Annotated in this window: 20 protein-coding genes and 1 tRNA gene; 15 read left to right on the top strand and 6 right to left on the bottom strand. The window is 68.8% G+C overall.

Annotated elements, in window-relative coordinates; genetic code table 11:
• Positions 1 to 94 precede the first annotated feature (94 nt).
• From LX16_RS14125 to LX16_RS14090, 9 genes are all read left to right on the top strand, one after another.
• Positions 95 to 439: a peptidase inhibitor family I36 protein gene (locus LX16_RS14125; protein WP_147138981.1), complete on the top strand. Its 345-nt coding sequence runs from the start codon at positions 95 to 97 to the stop codon at positions 437 to 439.
• A gap of 113 nt (positions 440 to 552) precedes the next feature.
• Positions 553 to 1254, top strand: coding sequence for an SDR family oxidoreductase (locus LX16_RS14120; RefSeq protein WP_147138980.1), 702 nt, complete (start codon positions 553 to 555; stop codon positions 1252 to 1254).
• 49 nt (positions 1255 to 1303) lie between these two features.
• Positions 1304 to 2149 carry a hypothetical protein gene (locus LX16_RS14115; protein WP_147138978.1) on the top strand — a complete coding sequence of 282 codons (846 nt, stop codon included), beginning with the start codon at positions 1304 to 1306 and terminating at the stop codon, positions 2147 to 2149.
• A gap of 167 nt (positions 2150 to 2316) precedes the next feature.
• Positions 2317 to 2448, top strand: coding sequence for a DLW-39 family protein (locus LX16_RS27150; protein ID WP_211347738.1), 132 nt, complete (start codon positions 2317 to 2319; stop codon positions 2446 to 2448).
• A gap of 88 nt (positions 2449 to 2536) precedes the next feature.
• Positions 2537 to 2609: transfer RNA gene (locus LX16_RS14110), tRNA-Ala, on the top strand.
• 208 nt (positions 2610 to 2817) lie between these two features.
• The gene (locus tag LX16_RS14105) at positions 2818 to 3063 is read left to right on the top strand and encodes a hypothetical protein (RefSeq protein WP_147138976.1); all 246 of its coding nucleotides are present in this window, start codon (positions 2818 to 2820) and stop codon (positions 3061 to 3063) included.
• A 45-nt stretch (positions 3064 to 3108) separates the two neighbouring features.
• Positions 3109 to 3669 (top strand): DUF7010 family protein, encoded by a 561-nt coding sequence (locus LX16_RS14100; protein ID WP_147138974.1) that lies wholly within the window; start codon positions 3109 to 3111, stop codon positions 3667 to 3669.
• A gap of 121 nt (positions 3670 to 3790) precedes the next feature.
• Positions 3791 to 4486: a response regulator transcription factor gene (locus tag LX16_RS14095; protein WP_147138972.1), complete on the top strand. Its 696-nt coding sequence runs from the start codon at positions 3791 to 3793 to the stop codon at positions 4484 to 4486.
• Positions 4473 to 5576 (top strand): sensor histidine kinase, encoded by a 1104-nt coding sequence (locus tag LX16_RS14090; protein WP_147138970.1) that lies wholly within the window; start codon positions 4473 to 4475, stop codon positions 5574 to 5576. The genes LX16_RS14095 and LX16_RS14090 overlap by 14 nt, the downstream gene beginning before the upstream one ends.
• 267 nt (positions 5577 to 5843) lie before the next feature.
• Here LX16_RS14090 and vanX read toward each other — a convergent pair whose 3' ends face one another.
• The 4 genes from vanX to LX16_RS14070 form a co-directional block, all read right to left on the bottom strand.
• On the bottom strand, positions 5844 to 6473 hold the full coding sequence (gene vanX / locus LX16_RS14085) for a D-Ala-D-Ala dipeptidase VanX (RefSeq protein WP_147138969.1): 630 nt from the start codon (positions 6471 to 6473) through the stop codon (positions 5844 to 5846).
• A complete protein-coding gene (gene vanA, locus LX16_RS14080; RefSeq protein ID WP_147138966.1) occupies positions 6470 to 7510 on the bottom strand; it encodes a D-alanine--(R)-lactate ligase in 1041 nt (346 codons plus the stop codon). The genes vanX and vanA overlap by 4 nt, the downstream gene beginning before the upstream one ends.
• Entirely contained in the window at positions 7507 to 8538 is a 1032-nt protein-coding gene (locus LX16_RS14075) for a D-isomer specific 2-hydroxyacid dehydrogenase family protein (protein ID WP_147138964.1), read from the bottom strand. The genes vanA and LX16_RS14075 overlap by 4 nt, the downstream gene beginning before the upstream one ends.
• Before the next feature lie 226 nt (positions 8539 to 8764).
• Positions 8765 to 8947: a hypothetical protein gene (locus tag LX16_RS14070; RefSeq protein WP_147138962.1), complete on the bottom strand. Its 183-nt coding sequence runs from the start codon at positions 8945 to 8947 to the stop codon at positions 8765 to 8767.
• 253 nt (positions 8948 to 9200) lie between these two features.
• Between LX16_RS14070 and LX16_RS14065 the strand changes: the two genes are divergently transcribed.
• Together LX16_RS14065 and LX16_RS14060 are read left to right on the top strand one after the other, a co-directional pair.
• Complete coding sequence (locus LX16_RS14065; RefSeq protein WP_147138960.1) at positions 9201 to 9629, top strand: YciI family protein; 429 nt, start codon at positions 9201 to 9203, stop codon at positions 9627 to 9629.
• 19 nt (positions 9630 to 9648) lie between these two features.
• Positions 9649 to 10896 (top strand): RNA polymerase sigma factor, encoded by a 1248-nt coding sequence (locus LX16_RS14060; RefSeq protein ID WP_147138957.1) that lies wholly within the window; start codon positions 9649 to 9651, stop codon positions 10894 to 10896.
• A gap of 9 nt (positions 10897 to 10905) precedes the next feature.
• On the opposite strand, the gene LX16_RS14055 is transcribed toward LX16_RS14060, so the two are convergent.
• On the bottom strand, positions 10906 to 11268 hold the full coding sequence (locus LX16_RS14055; protein WP_147138955.1) for a YybH family protein: 363 nt from the start codon (positions 11266 to 11268) through the stop codon (positions 10906 to 10908).
• Positions 11269 to 11902: 634 nt separating this feature from the next.
• Here LX16_RS14055 and LX16_RS14050 point away from each other — a divergent pair.
• The 4 genes from LX16_RS14050 to LX16_RS26620 all read left to right on the top strand — a co-directional run bounded on the left by LX16_RS14050 (position 11903) and on the right by LX16_RS26620 (position 13701).
• Positions 11903 to 12460, top strand: coding sequence for a MauE/DoxX family redox-associated membrane protein (locus LX16_RS14050; RefSeq protein WP_158645597.1), 558 nt, complete (start codon positions 11903 to 11905; stop codon positions 12458 to 12460).
• On the top strand, positions 12457 to 12978 hold the full coding sequence (locus LX16_RS14045; protein ID WP_147138951.1) for a TlpA family protein disulfide reductase: 522 nt from the start codon (positions 12457 to 12459) through the stop codon (positions 12976 to 12978). Before LX16_RS14050 ends, LX16_RS14045 begins: the two co-directional genes overlap by 4 nt.
• Positions 12975 to 13415: a S26 family signal peptidase gene (locus LX16_RS14040; protein ID WP_211354507.1), complete on the top strand. Its 441-nt coding sequence runs from the start codon at positions 12975 to 12977 to the stop codon at positions 13413 to 13415. The genes LX16_RS14045 and LX16_RS14040 overlap by 4 nt, the downstream gene beginning before the upstream one ends.
• Positions 13416 to 13542: 127 nt before the next feature.
• Complete coding sequence (locus LX16_RS26620) at positions 13543 to 13701, top strand: hypothetical protein (protein ID WP_158645596.1); 159 nt, start codon at positions 13543 to 13545, stop codon at positions 13699 to 13701.
• A 62-nt stretch (positions 13702 to 13763) separates the two neighbouring features.
• On the opposite strand, the gene aceB is transcribed toward LX16_RS26620, so the two are convergent.
• On the bottom strand, positions 13764 to 15386 hold the full coding sequence (gene aceB, locus LX16_RS14035) for a malate synthase A (protein WP_147138950.1): 1623 nt from the start codon (positions 15384 to 15386) through the stop codon (positions 13764 to 13766).
• Positions 15387 to 15398: the final 12 nt, after the last annotated feature.

The raw sequence follows: 15398 nt of genomic DNA, 5'->3' as shown, positions 1-15398 counted from the left end.
ATGCGATTACGGAGCGTATCGTCATCGTGGCCGCCGAGCCGGCGGTCCAATCACGACGGAACCCGGGCGTCACCGTCCGGGAGGAGGGGGAGACATGCGAATCATCGGTACAGGTGTGGCGGTGGGTCTGCTCGCGGCGGCGGCGATGGCCGGTTCGGCCGCGGCGACTCCGACGGAACCCGAGCAGCTCGGCAGCTGCCCGCTCGGAGCCGTGTGCTTCTACACCGAACCGTACTTCCAGGGCGAGGTGGAGATCGCGCCCGGCCCGTCGTCGCCCTGCCAGGCGACCGGTCTGTCCGAGGGCATCGCCTCGGTGGCCAACAACCTGAGCCGCCCGGTCCTGGTGTTCGAAGACGAGTACTGCGAATCGACGCCGGTCCTGGTGCCACCGCACGGCAACCACCCGGTGGTGCAGCCGCCCGGCCTGAGCTGGGGCTGACCCGGTGACGGTGGAGGCCACCGTGAGGGGCGGCCCGCTCACACGGTGACCTCCGCCACCATCCGGTCTCGCGCGCTTGCCTTCGAGAGCACTCGAAGTCCTAGCGTCGAGGCATGACCGAATCACCAGTCACACTCATCACCGGCGGCTCCAGCGGGATCGGTGCCGCGGCGGCGCGGGCGCTGCTGCGGGCGGGCCACCGGGTCGCCGTCACCGCGCGCGGCGACGAACGCCTCCGGCGGTTCGCGGAATCCGTCGAACGCCCCGAGGACGTGCTCACCCTGTCAGGCGACGCCGCCGACCCCGACGCCGTGGCCGAGGCGGTGGACCGGACCGTCGCGCGGTTCGGACGGCTGGACGCGGTGGTGGCCAACGCCGGTTACGCCACCCACGACTCGGTCGTGGACGGTGACCCGCGGGGTTGGCGGGACATGGTCCTCACCAACGTGCTCGGGCCGGCCCTGTTGATCAACACCGCGGTTCCACATCTGCGCCGCAGCCGGGGAAGGATCGTCCTGGTCGGCAGTGTCACGGGCATGGTCCACATTCCCGGGAACATCTACGGGGCGACGAAGTGGGCGGTCACCGGTCTGGCGGAGAACACGCGCCGGGCGGTGACCGGCGACGGGATCGGTGTCACGCTGATCGCTCCCGGCCGGGTCGACAGCGACTTCTGGAGCGGCATGGGCGGGCCACCCGAGGGACACAACCTGACCGCCGAACAGGCCGCCGAATCGATCCGGTGGGCGGTGTGCGCGCCCGAGGGCGTGGACGTCAACACCATCACGATCCGGCCCGTGGGCCAACCGGTCTGAGACCGATCCCACTGCCGGATCTACATTCCTCGATCGCCAAGATGGTGGCATGCGTTACCTCAGAGTGGTCGCCGTCGGCGGTTTCGTGCTGCTGGCGGCGGCCGCGAGCCTGTTCGGGGCGGGGCTGCGGCCGTCCCCCGAGCCGTCGGAGCCGCCCCGGCTGTCCGCGTCGCTGGAGATCCGTCGGCTCAATCCACAACCGGACACGGTGGCGCTCGCCGTCACCAATGCCGGCGACACCGAGGTGACGGTCCGGCACGTCCGGCTGGTGTCGGCGTCACTGGCCGAATCCGCCGGTACCGAGGTCTCGGTCACCGTGCCCGCCGACGCCACCCGGGACGTCTTCATCCCGGTGCCCACCGCGATGTGCGGCGACGACATCGCCCCCGCCACGGCACCCGCGACCGCCGAACTCCGGGTGTCGTCACGGGGCGTGGAACACGCGGTCGCCTTGCCGCTCGCGCATCCCAACGGCACCCTCGACCGCTTGGTCGGCCGCGACTGCGCCACCGCGCTGCTCGCCCGCACCGCCCGCGTCGAGTTCGGTGACTGGCGGTCCGCGCCCTCCGGTGTGTTGCTGGGTGAGCTGCGAGTGATCCGCGTCGGCGGCGACCTGCCCATCACACTCGACTCCGTGACCGGCAACCCGCACTACGCCGTCACGCCGGTCACCGCCGGGCCGCCGTTGGGGGAACTGCCGCCCGGGACGGCGGAACTGTCGGTGCCCGTGGAGGTGGACGCGAACCGGTGCGACGCGCACGCGCTCGCCGAGGCGAAGAAGCCGTGGCTGTTCCCGTTCCGGCTGACCGTCGGCGCCTGGGAGGTCCCCGGGGAGGTGACGGTGAGCGAGACCGATCAGGCGGCGATGGAGGCGATGCAGGCGGTCCGGTGCTGACGGCGCGCCCGGGGTCACATTCGGCCCGGATCGTGGGTTGATGGGCAGGTGAAGCGGGTAAGGGGTGTCATACCGATCGATAACCCCCACGCATCACCCGGGTTCACTTGGGTATGCTTGGGCGGTTTCACCGGCTATCTATTCGTCTACTTAGGGGGACTGTGCCGATGTGGAAGAAGCTGATCATCCTGGCGGGCGTCGTTGGCGTCGCCGCCGTGGTGGCCAAGAAGGTCAAGGCGATGAACGAGGAGCGGGCGCTGTGGCATGAGGCGACCACCTCGGCCGAGGACGTGCGCTAGGCTCCGGCGTCGAACGCCACGCTACAATTCGCAAGCCGATGTCGCCGGGTGCGAGCCCGTCGGCATCCCGGTGGTAACACACCGGCTCGGGGACATAGCTCAATTGGCAGAGCGCTGCTTTTGCAAGGCAGAGGTTAGGGGTTCGATTCCCCTTGTCTCCACTTGACGGACCTGAGAGGCGGTCTCCCGGCACCCGGGAGGCCGCCTTTCTCATGCCCACAGACCATTGATCTAGCCCCCCTTCAATGACAAGTGGCGCTGTCCCTGCGGGACGCACCGCGCCAGCCTGCCCCGTCATGGACTCATCTCTCCCGGCGTGATCGATGACATGATCAACCGGCTGGGTTGCTTGGAGAAAGGGTGGCTGCAATGACCTACGAAGTCGTCGCGAAGCGATGGGAACACGGCTGGGAATTGCACATCGACGGTGTCGGTGTCACCCAATGTGAGGCGATCAAGGACGCCGAGGCCATGGTGCGGGATTACCTGGACTTGGAGGGCTTGAACCGGGACGCTCCCATCCGATTCCACTATCAGATCGACGACGAGCTCGATTCGGAGATCGTGGAGATCAGGCAGGCGGTCGAACAGGTGGCGCGACACCCGATCCGTTGAGCCCCAACAATGCTCGTGAAAGGCCATCGTGCGACAGTTGACGACATGGAGCTGATCGAGTCGCTCAGACTCCTCGCAGAGCAGCACATGTCGGGCCTGTCCTTCTTGGCGGCCTACGGCGTGACCTGGCTCGTCTGCGGCGTCATCTGGCTGCGGGCGTCGTCCCGCACGGCCGCGTTCGTCACCCTCTTCCAGGGCATGGTGGCACTCCCGGCCGCACTCGCCCTCTCCGCGGCGATCGGGGCGCTCGGCGGCGACCGGCCGGTCACGGACGAGATCACCCAGTTGTCGGTGCTGATCGGGACCTCCCAGCTCCTGGGCCTCCCGTTCCTGATCTACCTCACCGTCAGGCGGCGCTACGCGCTCGTGCCGTTCGCCTTCGCCGGGATCACCTCGATGCACTTCGTGCTGTACTCGTGGCTCTACCAGACGCCCGTGTACATCGTCATGGCGGTCTTGATCTCCCTGGGCGCGATGATCGTGATGCTCGCCGTACCGGAGAAGGCGGAGGACCGTTTGGGACCGGCTCGGGTCAGCCTGCTCACCGGCGGCCTACTCCTGGCGACGGCGCTCTTCTTCCTGATCTCGCACCTCTCCGGTCGGTAGCGCGGCCCGTTCTCCGAGCCGTGACCCGGAAACGCCCTCCCCCCACGCGATCATCCGTCCCGGGTGGGAGCAGGCGGTTTTCGATAGGCCGACGATATGTGCGGGCTCCTACACTCGAACGATGCGCGTGTTGGTCGTGGAGGACGAGTTGTACATGGCGGAGGCCATCCGGGACGGGTTGCGCCTGGAGGCGATAGCCGCCGACATCGCCGGCGACGGCGACACCGCCTTGGAGATGCTGAGCGTCAACGACTACGACATCGCCGTCCTCGACCGTGACATCCCGGGCCCCTCCGGCGACGAGATCGCCGGAAGCATCGTCGCCTCGGGCAGCGGCATCCCGATCCTGATGCTCACCGCCGCCGACCGGCTCGACGACAAGGCGTCGGGTTTCGAGCTCGGGGCCGACGACTACCTCACCAAGCCGTTCGCGCTTCGTGAGCTCGTCCTTCGGCTCCGAGCACTCGACCGTCGCCGCGGGCACAACCGGCCCCCGGTGCGCGAGGTCGCGGGTCTGCGCCTGGACCCGTTCCGGCGCGAGGTCTACCGCGACGGCCGCTATGTCGCGCTCACCCGGAAGCAGTTCGCGGTGCTGGAGGTGCTCGTCGCGGCCGAAGGCGGGGTCATCAGCGCCGAGGAGCTCCTGGAGCGGGCGTGGGACGAGAACGCCGACCCGTTCACCAACGCCGTCCGCATCACCGTGTCGGCCCTACGTAAGCGGCTCGGCGAACCATGGCTCATCGCCACGGTTCCCGGCGTGGGTTACCGCATCGACGTCGGTCCGGACGACGAGGGCGGCGACGGTGACGAGGGGTAGGGGTCTCAGCGTTCGACTCAAGCTCACCCTCAGCTACGTCGGGTTCCTCCTGCTCGCCGTCGCCCTACTCCTCACGGCGGCATGGCTGTTCCTCATCGGAGGAGACGGGACCGTGATCCTTCAATGGCCCACCCTCGCCGATTTCGCCCGCGTCTTCGATCCGGGCAGCTTCGGTCCGGTGGTGTTCATTCCGGCCGCGATCATGGCGCTCGGGTTCCTGCTGGTGTTCGGCCTCGTGGGTGGCTGGATCCTCGCCGGCCGCATGCTCGCGCCCCTGGACCGCATCACGGCCGCCACCCGCACGGCGGCCCGGGGCTCGCTCTCCCATCGCATCGAGTTGGAGGGCCGCCATGACGAGTTCCGTGAGCTCGCCGACAGCTTCGACACCATGCTCGCGCGCCTCGAAGCGCACGACGCCGAACGGCAACGGTTCGCCGCGAACGCCTCCCACGAACTGCGGACGCCGTTGGCGATCATGCAGAGCCTTCTAGACGTCGCTCGCAGTGATCCGAACCGCGACGGTGGCGAGATCGACGAGCGGCTTCGTGCGGTCAACGTACGGGCGATCGAGCTGACCGAGGCGTTGTTGTTGCTGAGCCGGACGGATCAGCGATCCTTCGTACCCGAACCGGTCGATCTGTCACTCGTCGTGGAGGAGGCCGCCGAGACGCTCGTAACGCTCGCGGAGAAGCACGGCGTCTCCGTCGAGGTCTTCGGTGGAGAGGTGTTCACCAGCGGCTCACCCGCCCTTCTCCTGCAACTGGCGACGAACCTGCTGAACAACGCCATCGTCCACAACGTCCGGGACGGTGGCACCGTGCGGGTCGGCACCGGAGTCGAATCGGGATCGGCCGTGGTCGTGATCGAGAACACCGGTGAGAGACTCGGCCCGCAGTTGGTGGCGACCCTCACCGAGCCCTTCCAGCGAGGCACGGAACGCACGGGCGGCGACCACGCGGGGGTCGGCCTCGGCCTGGCGATCGTCGAGAGCATCACGCGGGCACACGACGGAATGCTCTCGCTCAGGCCGCGCCCGTCCGGGGGGCTGCACGTCACGGTGCGACTGCCCCTCGTCCGGCGACCCGCGTGAGGACGCGGCGGGCGGGGCGCCGTCCGCATCGCGGCCCGCCGGCGGGCGACAGGGCCACGATGCGCTCGCGTCGGTGAGCGTCGGGCGACGTCGTCTCGGTCCAGTCGGGTCACGGCCGGCGTCGCCGACCGGAACGGCCCGCCGGCCTCCCCCACCACGTCGAGGAGGTGACCGCGGGGCTCGAACGCGCGGATGTCCGAGCCCCGCGTGGTTCCGAGTCCGGTGATCGGGGCGGAGGTATCCGGCCGACGCGGTTCGGCGTCCCCGTCACGCCGCCTGCTCCCACGCCGCCGTGATGGGGAAGTCGAAGTAGGTGTCCGGGTAGGGCTCGTTCCTCAGTGTGTAGTGCCACCACTCCTGGTCGTATCGGATGAACCCGCTCCTCTCCATGACGACGCGCAGATGCCGGCGGTTCCGGGTCTCGGCGGGGGCGATGCCCGCCGCGCCGTGATGCGAGAACGGGTCCATGAGGTCATGGCCACCGCCCATGCGGGCGAGTTCCCCGGTGTCGAGGTGGTAGAGCGTCAGGTCGACGGTGCTACCGCGACTGTGGCCAGATTTGGAGGCCACATAGCCCTTCTCGAACATCTCGGCCCGGCCGATGTTGGGGTAGTGGTCCTGCTTGGTCCGGCCGTCCTCGGGCTCCCGCGACCACCTCAGGAAGTGGTCCACCGCGCGTTGCGGCCGGTATCCGTCCCACAGCAGCAGGCCGAAGCCGAGGGACTCCGCGTGCCGTCGCGCTCGCGTCAGGGCGGCACACAGCGCCCTCGTGCCGACGATGCGGTTGGCGAGATAACCGTCGACGGGTTTGCCGGTGAAGTTGTCCCAGGTGGCGTACTTCGCGTCCCAGCGGATGCCCGGGACGAGGTCGTCTACGAACACGAAGTCGGTTCTCATCGTTTCTTCCCGTGCAGGGTCATCGACACGAGCCGGTCGATCAGGTCGGACATCGGGATTCCCGCCGCGGCCATCATGCGTGGGTAGCGGCTGTAGGAGGTCAGGCCCGGCAGGGTGTTGACCTCGTTGAGCACCACTCCGCCGTCGTCGGTGAGGAACAGGTCCACGCGGGCGAGTCCCTTGCAGCCCAAGGCGCGGTAGACGGTCTTGGCGGTCTCCCGGACGAGTCGGCGAGACGTGTCGGGAATGTCGGCGGGGACGATGAACGCCGAGTTCTCCGAGCCGGTCTCGGGTGAGTCCTCCTGGTGGATCCGGAAGAAGCCGTGTGTGAGGGCGACGTGGTCGACCTCGCCGGTGACCAGGCCGTATCGTTCACCGAGGATCGCGCAGCCGACCTCCCTGCCGACCACCGCCTGCTCGATCAACACCTTCGTGTCGTACCTCCGGGCCGTCTCCAACGCGTCCGGCAGCTCGTCGGCGCCGGCCACCTTGCCGACCCCGAAGGAGGAACCGGATCGGGCCGGCTTCACGAAGACGGGATAGGAGAGCCGGTCCGGGTCGATCTTCTCGTCACCCTCGACGATCCGGAAGTCCGGTGTGGCGATCCCCGCACTCCGGGCGACGGTGTAGGCCAGGGCCTTGTCCATGCAGATCGCGGAGCTGGGAATGTCGCAGCCGACATAGGGGATGCCCGAGAGTTCCAGCAGTCCCTGGATGGCTCCGTCCTCGCCGAGTTTCCCGTGCAGGACGGGGAGGACCACGTCGAGACGGATCGTCTCGTATCGTCCCTGTTCCAAGACGATCAGTCCGTGTACGCCTCGATCCGGTGACAACACGACCGGCCTGCGTCGACCGTTCTTTCGGCCCTCGCCGGGAGAGTCGCACAGCAGCCAGGTCCCGTCGTCCTCGATGGCGATCCAGAAAGGCCGGTACTTCGTGGTGTCGAGGTTTCTCGCGACCTCGCGGGCGGACTTGACCGAGACGTGATGTTCTTCGGAGACACCGCCGAAGACGACACCGATGTCGATTCTGTTCATGCCGACTTCTCCTTCTCGAAGGCCATGCAGTTGACGAGGCTGTTCTCGACCGTGTCCCGCAGCGCGTGGTCGGTGTAGTAGGCGGTGTGCGGGCTGATGAGCACATTGGGCATCTCCTGGAGCCGCGCCAACGCCTCATGTGGCAGGCGCCGGCCACGCCAGTCGGCGTAGAAGACGCCCTCCTCCCCTTCGAGGACGTCCAGGGCCGCGCCGCCCAGGTGCCCGGCCTCCAAGGCGGCCACCAGGGCCTCGGTGTCCAGGAGGGCACCTCGCCCCGTGTTGACGACGAGGGCGCCCCGCTTCATCCGCGCGATGCGCTCACCACTGAGCAGATGGTGCGTCTCGGCGGTGAGCGGGGTGTGGAGTGTGACGATGTCGCTGTGCCGGAGCAGGCGGTCCAGCGACGTGTAGCCGACGTGGGACAGTCGTGCCCGGGTGTCGCAAGCCAGCACACGGCAACCGAACGCACGTAGCCGGTCGATGACGGCGGAACCGATGCGGCCCGTCCCGACCACTCCGACTGTCAGGTCGCGCAACTCCCTACCCCGCGTCGGCGGCAGTCGATAGTCGTGGGCGTCACCGCGCCGCACGGTGGCCTTGCCGTGACGCAGCCCCATCATCATCAGCATCAGCGTGTAGTCGGCCACGCTGTCGGGCGAGTACGCGACGTTCCCGACACGCAGACCGATGCTCTCGGCATAGGCCACGTCGAGGTGGTCGTATCCGATGCTTCGGGTGGACACGTACTCGACACCGGCGCGGCTCAGCGCGTGCAGCGTGGCATCGGTGACCCGGGTCTTATGGCCGATGCTGACGCACCGGTGCCCGGCGGCCAGTGCGACGTTGTCCTCACACACGGCCGCTTCGGTGACGGTGAGCGCCACTCCGAAGCGAGCCGCCGACTCTCGGAACAGGGCGTCCTCATCCGGTTCGCATCCGTAGATCACGAAGCCGGTGGTCGCGGCGGGAGCCGCCGACCGTTGTCGGGCGGGAAGGGTGGCCGTCGGTGCTGCTCCATCGGAACTCATGGCTCCAGTGAAGAGAACACGACGTTGCCGGCGCGTATCGGAATTCCGATACGCCGACGATACGTCCGTCGACCGGGCGGTCCCGCCGACCGCGACGACGACCGTGGGCGGTGGCGGACGACGGCGGCCCGGTCACGATCGGCGCGCGCGGCTCATCTTCCGCCGCGGAAACGCCCCTCACGACATGTCGGGAGGGGCGTCGGGAACTCGTGCCGACGCAGGCGCGTCAGCAGTTGCAGCCGGCCTTGCAAGTGCGCACGCCGTCGCAGACGCGGCATTCGCGGCAACCGGTACTGCCGCCGGGGCACCAGCAGGAGACGCAGTACCAGGAGCCACAGGCGGCCTCGGCCTGACCCTGCCGCAGCAGCGCGTCGAGGATTCCGTCGGTCCAGGCGGTGAGACGTGACATCTGAAACCTCCAGGGGGAGTGAATCGGGCACGGCCACGCTGCCGCATCCGCCCACAATCCGTGCACAGCCCCGGACGCGCCGCAGCGCCGGAGTGGGGCTCCTCGCCCGCGTGGACGGCCGATATCGCCTAGGGTGCGAACGGGCCGGAGAAATTCTGTGAAAATCCGGCGGCGGTGTCGATCCCGGCGGTCTCCCGTTCGACGGTTGGGTGAAGGCACCGAAGGGGCGCCACGAACCGAAAGGTCAAGACCCATGAAGTACATGCTGATCATGCGGGACACCGACGAGTCCATGGAGGCGTCGAAGCAGGTCCCCTTCGAGGAGATCCTGAACGCCATGGGCGCGTACAACGAGTCGCTCATGAAGGCCGGTGTGCTGCTCGCCGGTGAGGGCCTCGCCGAGGCCGAGGACGGTTTCGTCGTCGACTTCTCCGGTGAGAAGCCGATCGTCACCGACGGCCCGTACGGCGAGACCCACGAACTGTTCAACGGTTTCTGGATCATCCAGACCTCCACCAAGGAGGAGGCCGCCGAGTGGGCGAGCCGCTGCCCGCTGGGACCGGGTAGCAAGCTGGAGGTGCGGCGGGTCCACGACGACTCCGACTTCGAGCAGTTCGGCGACAACGAGTACGTCAAGAAGGAGCAGGACTGGCGCGAGGAACTCGACCGCAAGAACTCCTGACGGAAGAGAAGGACACCACATGAGCGACATCCGGCGCACCGTCGAGGCGGTCTGGCGTATCGAGGGGGCACGCGTCGTCGCGACGCTGGCCCGGATGGTCGGTGACCTCGGGTCGGCCGAGGACCTCGCTCAGGAGGCGGTGGCGGACGCGCTCGCACAATGGCCGGAGTCGGGCGTCCCGCGCAACGCGGGCGCCTGGCTCACGACCGTCGCGAAACGCCGGGCCGTCGACGGGTGGCGGCGACGCGGCCGGTTGGACGAACGTTACCGGGTGATCGCCCGAGACATGGCCACCGAGTCCACAGAGGATGCGGAGGTCTTCGAGGACGACGTGCTGCGGTTGATCTTCACCGCCTGTCACCCGGTGTTGGGCAGAGAGGCACAGGTGGCCCTGACCCTTCGCGTCGTCGGGGGTCTCACCACCGAGGAGATCTCCCGGATGTTCCTGGTACCGGTGAAGACGGTGCAACAGCGCATCGTGCGGGCGAAGAAGACGCTCGCCGCCGCCAAGGTGCCCTTCGAGGTCCCCGAACCCGACGAGTGGGGGAAGCGGCTCGACGCGGTGCTCGCCGTCGTGTACCTCATCTTCACCGAGGGGTACGCCGCCACCAGCGGCGACCGGTTGATACGCGCCGACCTGGCACACGAGGCGCTGCGACTGGGCCGGATGATCGCCGGACTCACCCCGCGCGAGCCCGAGGTGCACGGACTCGTGGCGCTCATGGAGTTCCAGGCGTCCCGGTTCGCGACCCGCACCTCCGCCGACGGCAGCCCCGTCCTGTTGTCGGAGCAGGACCGGACCCGCTGGGACCGCACCCAGATCACCCGGGCGGTCGCGACCCTCGCCCGCGCCGACGCGATGGGCAGGGGCCGCGCCAACTACGCGCTGCAGGCCGCGATCGCCCAGTGTCACGCCGTCGCACCGACCGTCGAGGACACCGACTGGGATCAGATCGTGGTGTTGTACGAGGCGCTGGTCCGGCTCACGTCCAATCCCGTGGTCGAGTTGAACCGCGCCATCGCGGTGTCGATGGCGTCGGGACCGGAGACGGCGCTGCGCATCGTCGACCGGCTCGTGGAGTCGGACGCGCTGCGGGGTTCCCACCTGCTGCCGAGTGTCCGGGGGGAACTGCTGGCCCGGCTGGGTCGCCGCGAGGAGGCGGTCTCGGAACTGGTCACCGCCGCCGGGCTGGTCGGGAACGCCCGGCAGCGTGACGTCCTGATGGCCAAGGCGGCGGCGCTGCGGGTGGCACCGGAGGTGTCCTGACCGCTTCGCTCAGCGCAGCGTGTTCTGGTCGTGGAACAACAACCACTCGTCGCCGGTGCGGCGGAACACCATGGTGAGCAGGTACGACAACTCGTACGGTTCACCGTCGGGGTCGAGATCGTGGTATTCGACGTCGTAGATCAGGACTCCGGTGTGGTCGTCGGACCGGCGGGACAGTTCCGTCACCTCCATCGACCAGTCGGGGTCGGAGAACCACTCCTCGTGGAACTCCCCCACCGCGTCCTTCCCCGACAGCAACGTGCCGTCGGGCATGATCACGGTGACGTCGGGGTCGACCGTCTTGAGGAGACCCGGCAGGTCGCGGCCGGTGACGGCGATGAGGTGAGCGGCGGCGGCGGACGAGAAGTCCACGTGATCCCCTGTCTGTGGCGGTGGATGAGCCGCCCCGATGTTACGGCAGGCGCGGGAGTGGGCCGCCGGTGCGGCGGGGACGGGCCGGGTGGGTGCCGGTGTGTGACCCCGTCGTGCCCGGGGGCCGCCACTCCTCCTCCCCATGGCGTCGAGCCTACGGTGGGACGGGCCGGTGGTCGAGCCGGTCGGCGGCGGCCTGTGGAAAACCGGCGAATGTGGAAAGCCGATTGTGGACACGACAAGGCGCCCCGCCGCCGATCGGTGCGTTCGGCGGCCGCGACGCCGGGTGGTGGTGCCGGAGGGGCCGCGCGCCGGAACCCGTCCGACAGGCGGGCACCGTCACGGCCGTCGTCACCGGGCCGGCCGGGATGTTTCATGACGGTGAGGATCCGGCCCTGGCGGCGGTCCAACCCCCGGTGACCGGTCGTGGGTGCGCTCCGCCGGGGGCCGGCGTGTCGCCGTGGCGCCGTGGCGCCTCCCGAGCCTTGACAGCACATCGGCGTTCTTCAATACTATCCACTTGTGACGTGCCCGAACTCGGAGGCCGTCTTCGGTCCTCGTTCGTCACGCGGCAGAACAGCGGGACCGACGACGGCCTCTCAGGGTCCGATGCCCGACCCGGAAAGGCGTGCGGTTGATCTACCTGGACGTGGCGTGCCGTTGCGCGCTCATCGTCGTGTTCGCCGTGTCGGCGTTCACGAAGTCGTACGGGAGCGAGTCGTTCGCCCGGTTCGTCCGTTCGGTCCGTGACATGGGTGTGCTGCCCGAGCGGGTCGCGGCCCGCCCGGTGGCACTCGCCGTGGTGTCGGCCGAGGTGGCCATCCCGTTGCTGTTGGTGGTGCCGTCCGCCGCGACCGGTTCCGCGGGATTCGTGCTCGCCGCGGGACTCCTGCTCGGGTTCACCGTGGCGATCGTGCTGTCGGTGCGTCGCGGTAACCAGACGCCGTGCCGCTGCTTCGGGCACTCGACGGTCCCGTTGGGCGTCCGGCACGTGTGGCGCAACGGTGCGCTGATCCTGGTGGCCGCCTCGGGCGCGGTGGCGGCGATGACGGGTGCCGGTACGACCGAGCCGGGCGTGACGGCGGTCGCCGTCGTGGCCGGTCTGGTCGTCGGCGGGTTGGTGACGGTGTTCGACGATCTCGCCGAGTTGGTGTCCCCCTCGGCCCCCCGACGGAAGGAGACCCTCCGATGATCTTCCTGACCTCCCTGAGCGTCCTGTTGACGGTCTTGGTCTTGTTCAACCTGTTCGTGACGGTCGTCCTGGTCAGGCGGGTGCGTGAACTGGACCAGTCGGTGGCCGACCTGAACGCGGTCCGGCCGCAACCGCTGCTGCCGATCGGGGTCGTGATCGACGCGTTCTCCACCGACACCGTCGAGGGCGAACCGCTGACCGACGCCGATCTGATGCCCGAGACCGTGGTCGGTTTCTTCGATCCGCAGTGCGAGACCTGTCGTGGCCACATCCCCGACTGGGTCGCCAACGCCGAGCGGCTGCCGGGTGGGAAACGGCAGGCGCTGGCGGTGGTGCGGGAGCACGACACCGCCGGGGAGCTGGTCTCGCCGTTGTCGAAGGGGGCGCGGGTGGTGGTGGAGCCGAAGTCGGGGCCGGTGGCCCGGGCGTTCGGTGTTCAGGCGACTCCGTCGTTCTGCACGATCGGTGCGGGAAGGACGATCGTCGGTCACGGTTACGGGGAGGCCGAGATCCGGTGACCTGGTGGATGTGGGCCGTCGTGACGGCGGGGACGGCCGGCGTGGCGTCGGCGGTGATGTGCCTGCGGGGGCGCTACGTCCACGTGACGATCGACGGCCGGAGCATGGAACCGGCGTTGGTGGACGGTTCCTCGGTGCTGATGCGCCGTACCCGCATCGGAAGGTTGCGGGTGGGTGACGTGGTGGCAGTGGCTCCACTGTGGGCGGAGGCGCCCGAGAATCCGCCCGACGAACGAGAGGGGCGGCTGTGGATCGTCAAGCGGGTCGCGGCGCTTCCCGGTGACCGGGTGCCGGCCGGCCTCGGGCGGCTACCCGCCGGTGAGGTCGTCCCGGCCGGCCGTTGCGTCCTGTTGGGCGACTCGCCCGAGCACAGTGTGGACTCCCGGCAGGAGGGCTTCGTGGACCTTCGCCGCCTGCGCGCGATCGCCCTGCAATGAATCGACATGCACGAATGCATATTGTGGTTTCACTTGCGGCTTCGCCTTGACACCGAAAGTATCCGCTCGACATACTGTCGCGGAGGACCGAAACATCCGCTACGACACATCTCACCCGGGAGAAGACATGAACCTCACCAAGCGCCTCACCGCCTCGATCCTGCCCAAGGCCACCGGCAAGGCCGCGACCATCGAAGTCAAGTGCTACAGCGGTTGCGGCGGCTACGGCGTCTACATCCCCACGCGGGGCGTCCGCAAGCCCGGCGAGAAGCTGCCCTGCTGCTGAACCACCCGACGAGCGCGCCGAACCCGGAAGGGCTCGGCGCGCTCGCGCGTGTGGGGCGCCGGTCAGCCGTCACACAGGTAACGGCTGTACGCGGTGCAGGTCAGGAACGTCGGGTACTCCTGCGCGAGGGCGCACTCGGTGAATATCTCGCGGGCCTGGTCGAACCGGTCACCCTCGAACCGTTCCAGCCGTGAGAACTCCTCGTCGAGCAGGTCCGCCACCCACTGCCGGGTCACGACCCGGCCGGTGTCGGTCACCGCGTTCGCGCGGATCCACTGCCAGATCTGCGAACGCGATATCTCGGCGGTGGCGGCGTCCTCCATGAGGTTGTTGATGGCGGCGGCACCGATCCCGCGCAACCAGGACTCGATGTAGCGGACACCGACCTCGATGTTGGCGCGGACGCCCGCCTCGGTGATGTCGCCTTCGGTGGCCGCGATGTCCAGGAGCGCTGCCTCGTCGGGCCGGACGTCGTCGCGGCGGCGGTCGATCTGGTTCGGCCGCTCGCCCAGCACCGCGTCGAACACCTCCATCGCGATCGGGACCAGGTCGGGGTGGGCGACCCACGTCCCGTCGAACCCGTCGTTCGCCTCCCGGGTCTTGTCGGCGCGGACCTTCTCGACCGCGACGGCGTTGACGGCCTCGTCGCGTCGGTTCGGGATGAACGCCGCCATCCCGCCGATGGCCGAGGCCCCCCGGCGGTGACACGCCCGGACGAGCTGTTCGGTGTAGGCGCGCATGAACGGCGACTCCATCGTCACCTTGTCACGGTCGGGCAGCACGAACCGGGGTCCGCGTTCCCCGAAGTTCTTGATCACCGAGAAGATGTAGTCCCAGCGGCCCGCGTTGAGTCCGGCGCTGTGTTCCCGCAGTTCGTAGAGGATCTCCTCCATCTCGAACGCCGCGGTGATGGTCTCGATCAGGACCGTGGCCCGGATCGTGCCGCGCGGGATGCCCAGGAGCCGTTGCGCGAGCAGGAACACGTCGTTCCACAGTCGCGCCTCCAGGTGCGACTCCAGCTTCGGCAGGTAGAAGTACGGCCCGCGGCCCTGGTCGATGAGGCGGCGCGCGTTGTGGAAGAAGTAGAGGCCGAAGTCGACCAGGCTGCCGCTGATCGGCACGCCGTCGACGCGCAGGTGCCGTTCCGCGAGGTGCCAGCCCCGGGGCCTGACGATGATGGTCGGCAGGTCGGTGAGGTGTTCACCGTGGAGCCGGTACTCCTTGCCCTGTTCGGAGGTGAAGTCGATCCGCCGGTCGAGCGCGTCGGTGAGATTGAGCTGGCCGTTGACGACGTTGGTCCAGCTCGGAGTGGACGAGTCCTCCATGTCGGCGAGCCAGCACCTGGCGCCGGAGTTGAGCGCGTTGATCGTCATCTTGCGGTCGCACGGCCCGGTTATCTCGACGCGCCGGTCTTCGAGTCCGGGCGCGAGCGGGGCGACCCGCCAGGAGTCGTCCTCCCGGATGTCGGCGGTCTCGGGGAGGAAACGCGGATCGGCGCCGTCGGCGATCCGGCCGCGACGCTGTTTGCGCCGGTGGAGCAGTTCCTGCCGTCGGCCGACGAACGCGTGGTGCAGTTCGCCGAGGAAGGCCAGCGCCTCGGGTGTGAGGAGCTCGTCCTGCCGGGGCAGGGTCGGGCCGGTGACTGTCACCTGCCAGGTGGGACGGGTCGCGGCGATGGTGGTCATGGCTGCCTCCTG

It is taken from the genome of Stackebrandtia albiflava (assembly GCF_007994225.1).
GTDB lineage: Bacteria > Actinomycetota > Actinomycetes > Mycobacteriales > Micromonosporaceae > Stackebrandtia > Stackebrandtia albiflava.
This window is presented reverse-complemented; position numbering and strand designations above follow the sequence as displayed.

Excerpts from the sequence above, each read along its gene's own strand:
- LX16_RS14125 (WP_147138981.1), top strand. The coding sequence starts at position 95 with ATGCGAATCATCGGTACAGGTGTGGCGGTGGGTCTGCTCGCGGCGGCG.
- LX16_RS14120 (WP_147138980.1), top strand. The coding sequence starts at position 553 with ATGACCGAATCACCAGTCACACTCATCACCGGCGGCTCCAGCGGGATC.
- LX16_RS14115 (WP_147138978.1), top strand. The coding sequence starts at position 1,304 with ATGCGTTACCTCAGAGTGGTCGCCGTCGGCGGTTTCGTGCTGCTGGCG.
- LX16_RS27150 (WP_211347738.1), top strand. The coding sequence starts at position 2,317 with ATGTGGAAGAAGCTGATCATCCTGGCGGGCGTCGTTGGCGTCGCCGCC.
- LX16_RS14105 (WP_147138976.1), top strand. The coding sequence starts at position 2,818 with ATGACCTACGAAGTCGTCGCGAAGCGATGGGAACACGGCTGGGAATTG.
- LX16_RS14100 (WP_147138974.1), top strand. The coding sequence starts at position 3,109 with ATGGAGCTGATCGAGTCGCTCAGACTCCTCGCAGAGCAGCACATGTCG.
- LX16_RS14095 (WP_147138972.1), top strand. The coding sequence starts at position 3,791 with ATGCGCGTGTTGGTCGTGGAGGACGAGTTGTACATGGCGGAGGCCATC.
- vanX (WP_147138969.1), bottom strand. The coding sequence starts at position 6,473 with ATGAGAACCGACTTCGTGTTCGTAGACGACCTCGTCCCGGGCATCCGC.
- vanA (WP_147138966.1), bottom strand. The coding sequence starts at position 7,510 with ATGAACAGAATCGACATCGGTGTCGTCTTCGGCGGTGTCTCCGAAGAA.
- LX16_RS14075 (WP_147138964.1), bottom strand. The coding sequence starts at position 8,538 with ATGAGTTCCGATGGAGCAGCACCGACGGCCACCCTTCCCGCCCGACAA.
- LX16_RS14070 (WP_147138962.1), bottom strand. The coding sequence starts at position 8,947 with ATGTCACGTCTCACCGCCTGGACCGACGGAATCCTCGACGCGCTGCTG.
- LX16_RS14065 (WP_147138960.1), top strand. The coding sequence starts at position 9,201 with ATGAAGTACATGCTGATCATGCGGGACACCGACGAGTCCATGGAGGCG.
- LX16_RS14060 (WP_147138957.1), top strand. The coding sequence starts at position 9,649 with ATGAGCGACATCCGGCGCACCGTCGAGGCGGTCTGGCGTATCGAGGGG.
- LX16_RS14045 (WP_147138951.1), top strand. The coding sequence starts at position 12,457 with ATGATCTTCCTGACCTCCCTGAGCGTCCTGTTGACGGTCTTGGTCTTG.
- LX16_RS26620 (WP_158645596.1), top strand. The coding sequence starts at position 13,543 with ATGAACCTCACCAAGCGCCTCACCGCCTCGATCCTGCCCAAGGCCACC.
- aceB (WP_147138950.1), bottom strand. The coding sequence starts at position 15,386 with ATGACCACCATCGCCGCGACCCGTCCCACCTGGCAGGTGACAGTCACC.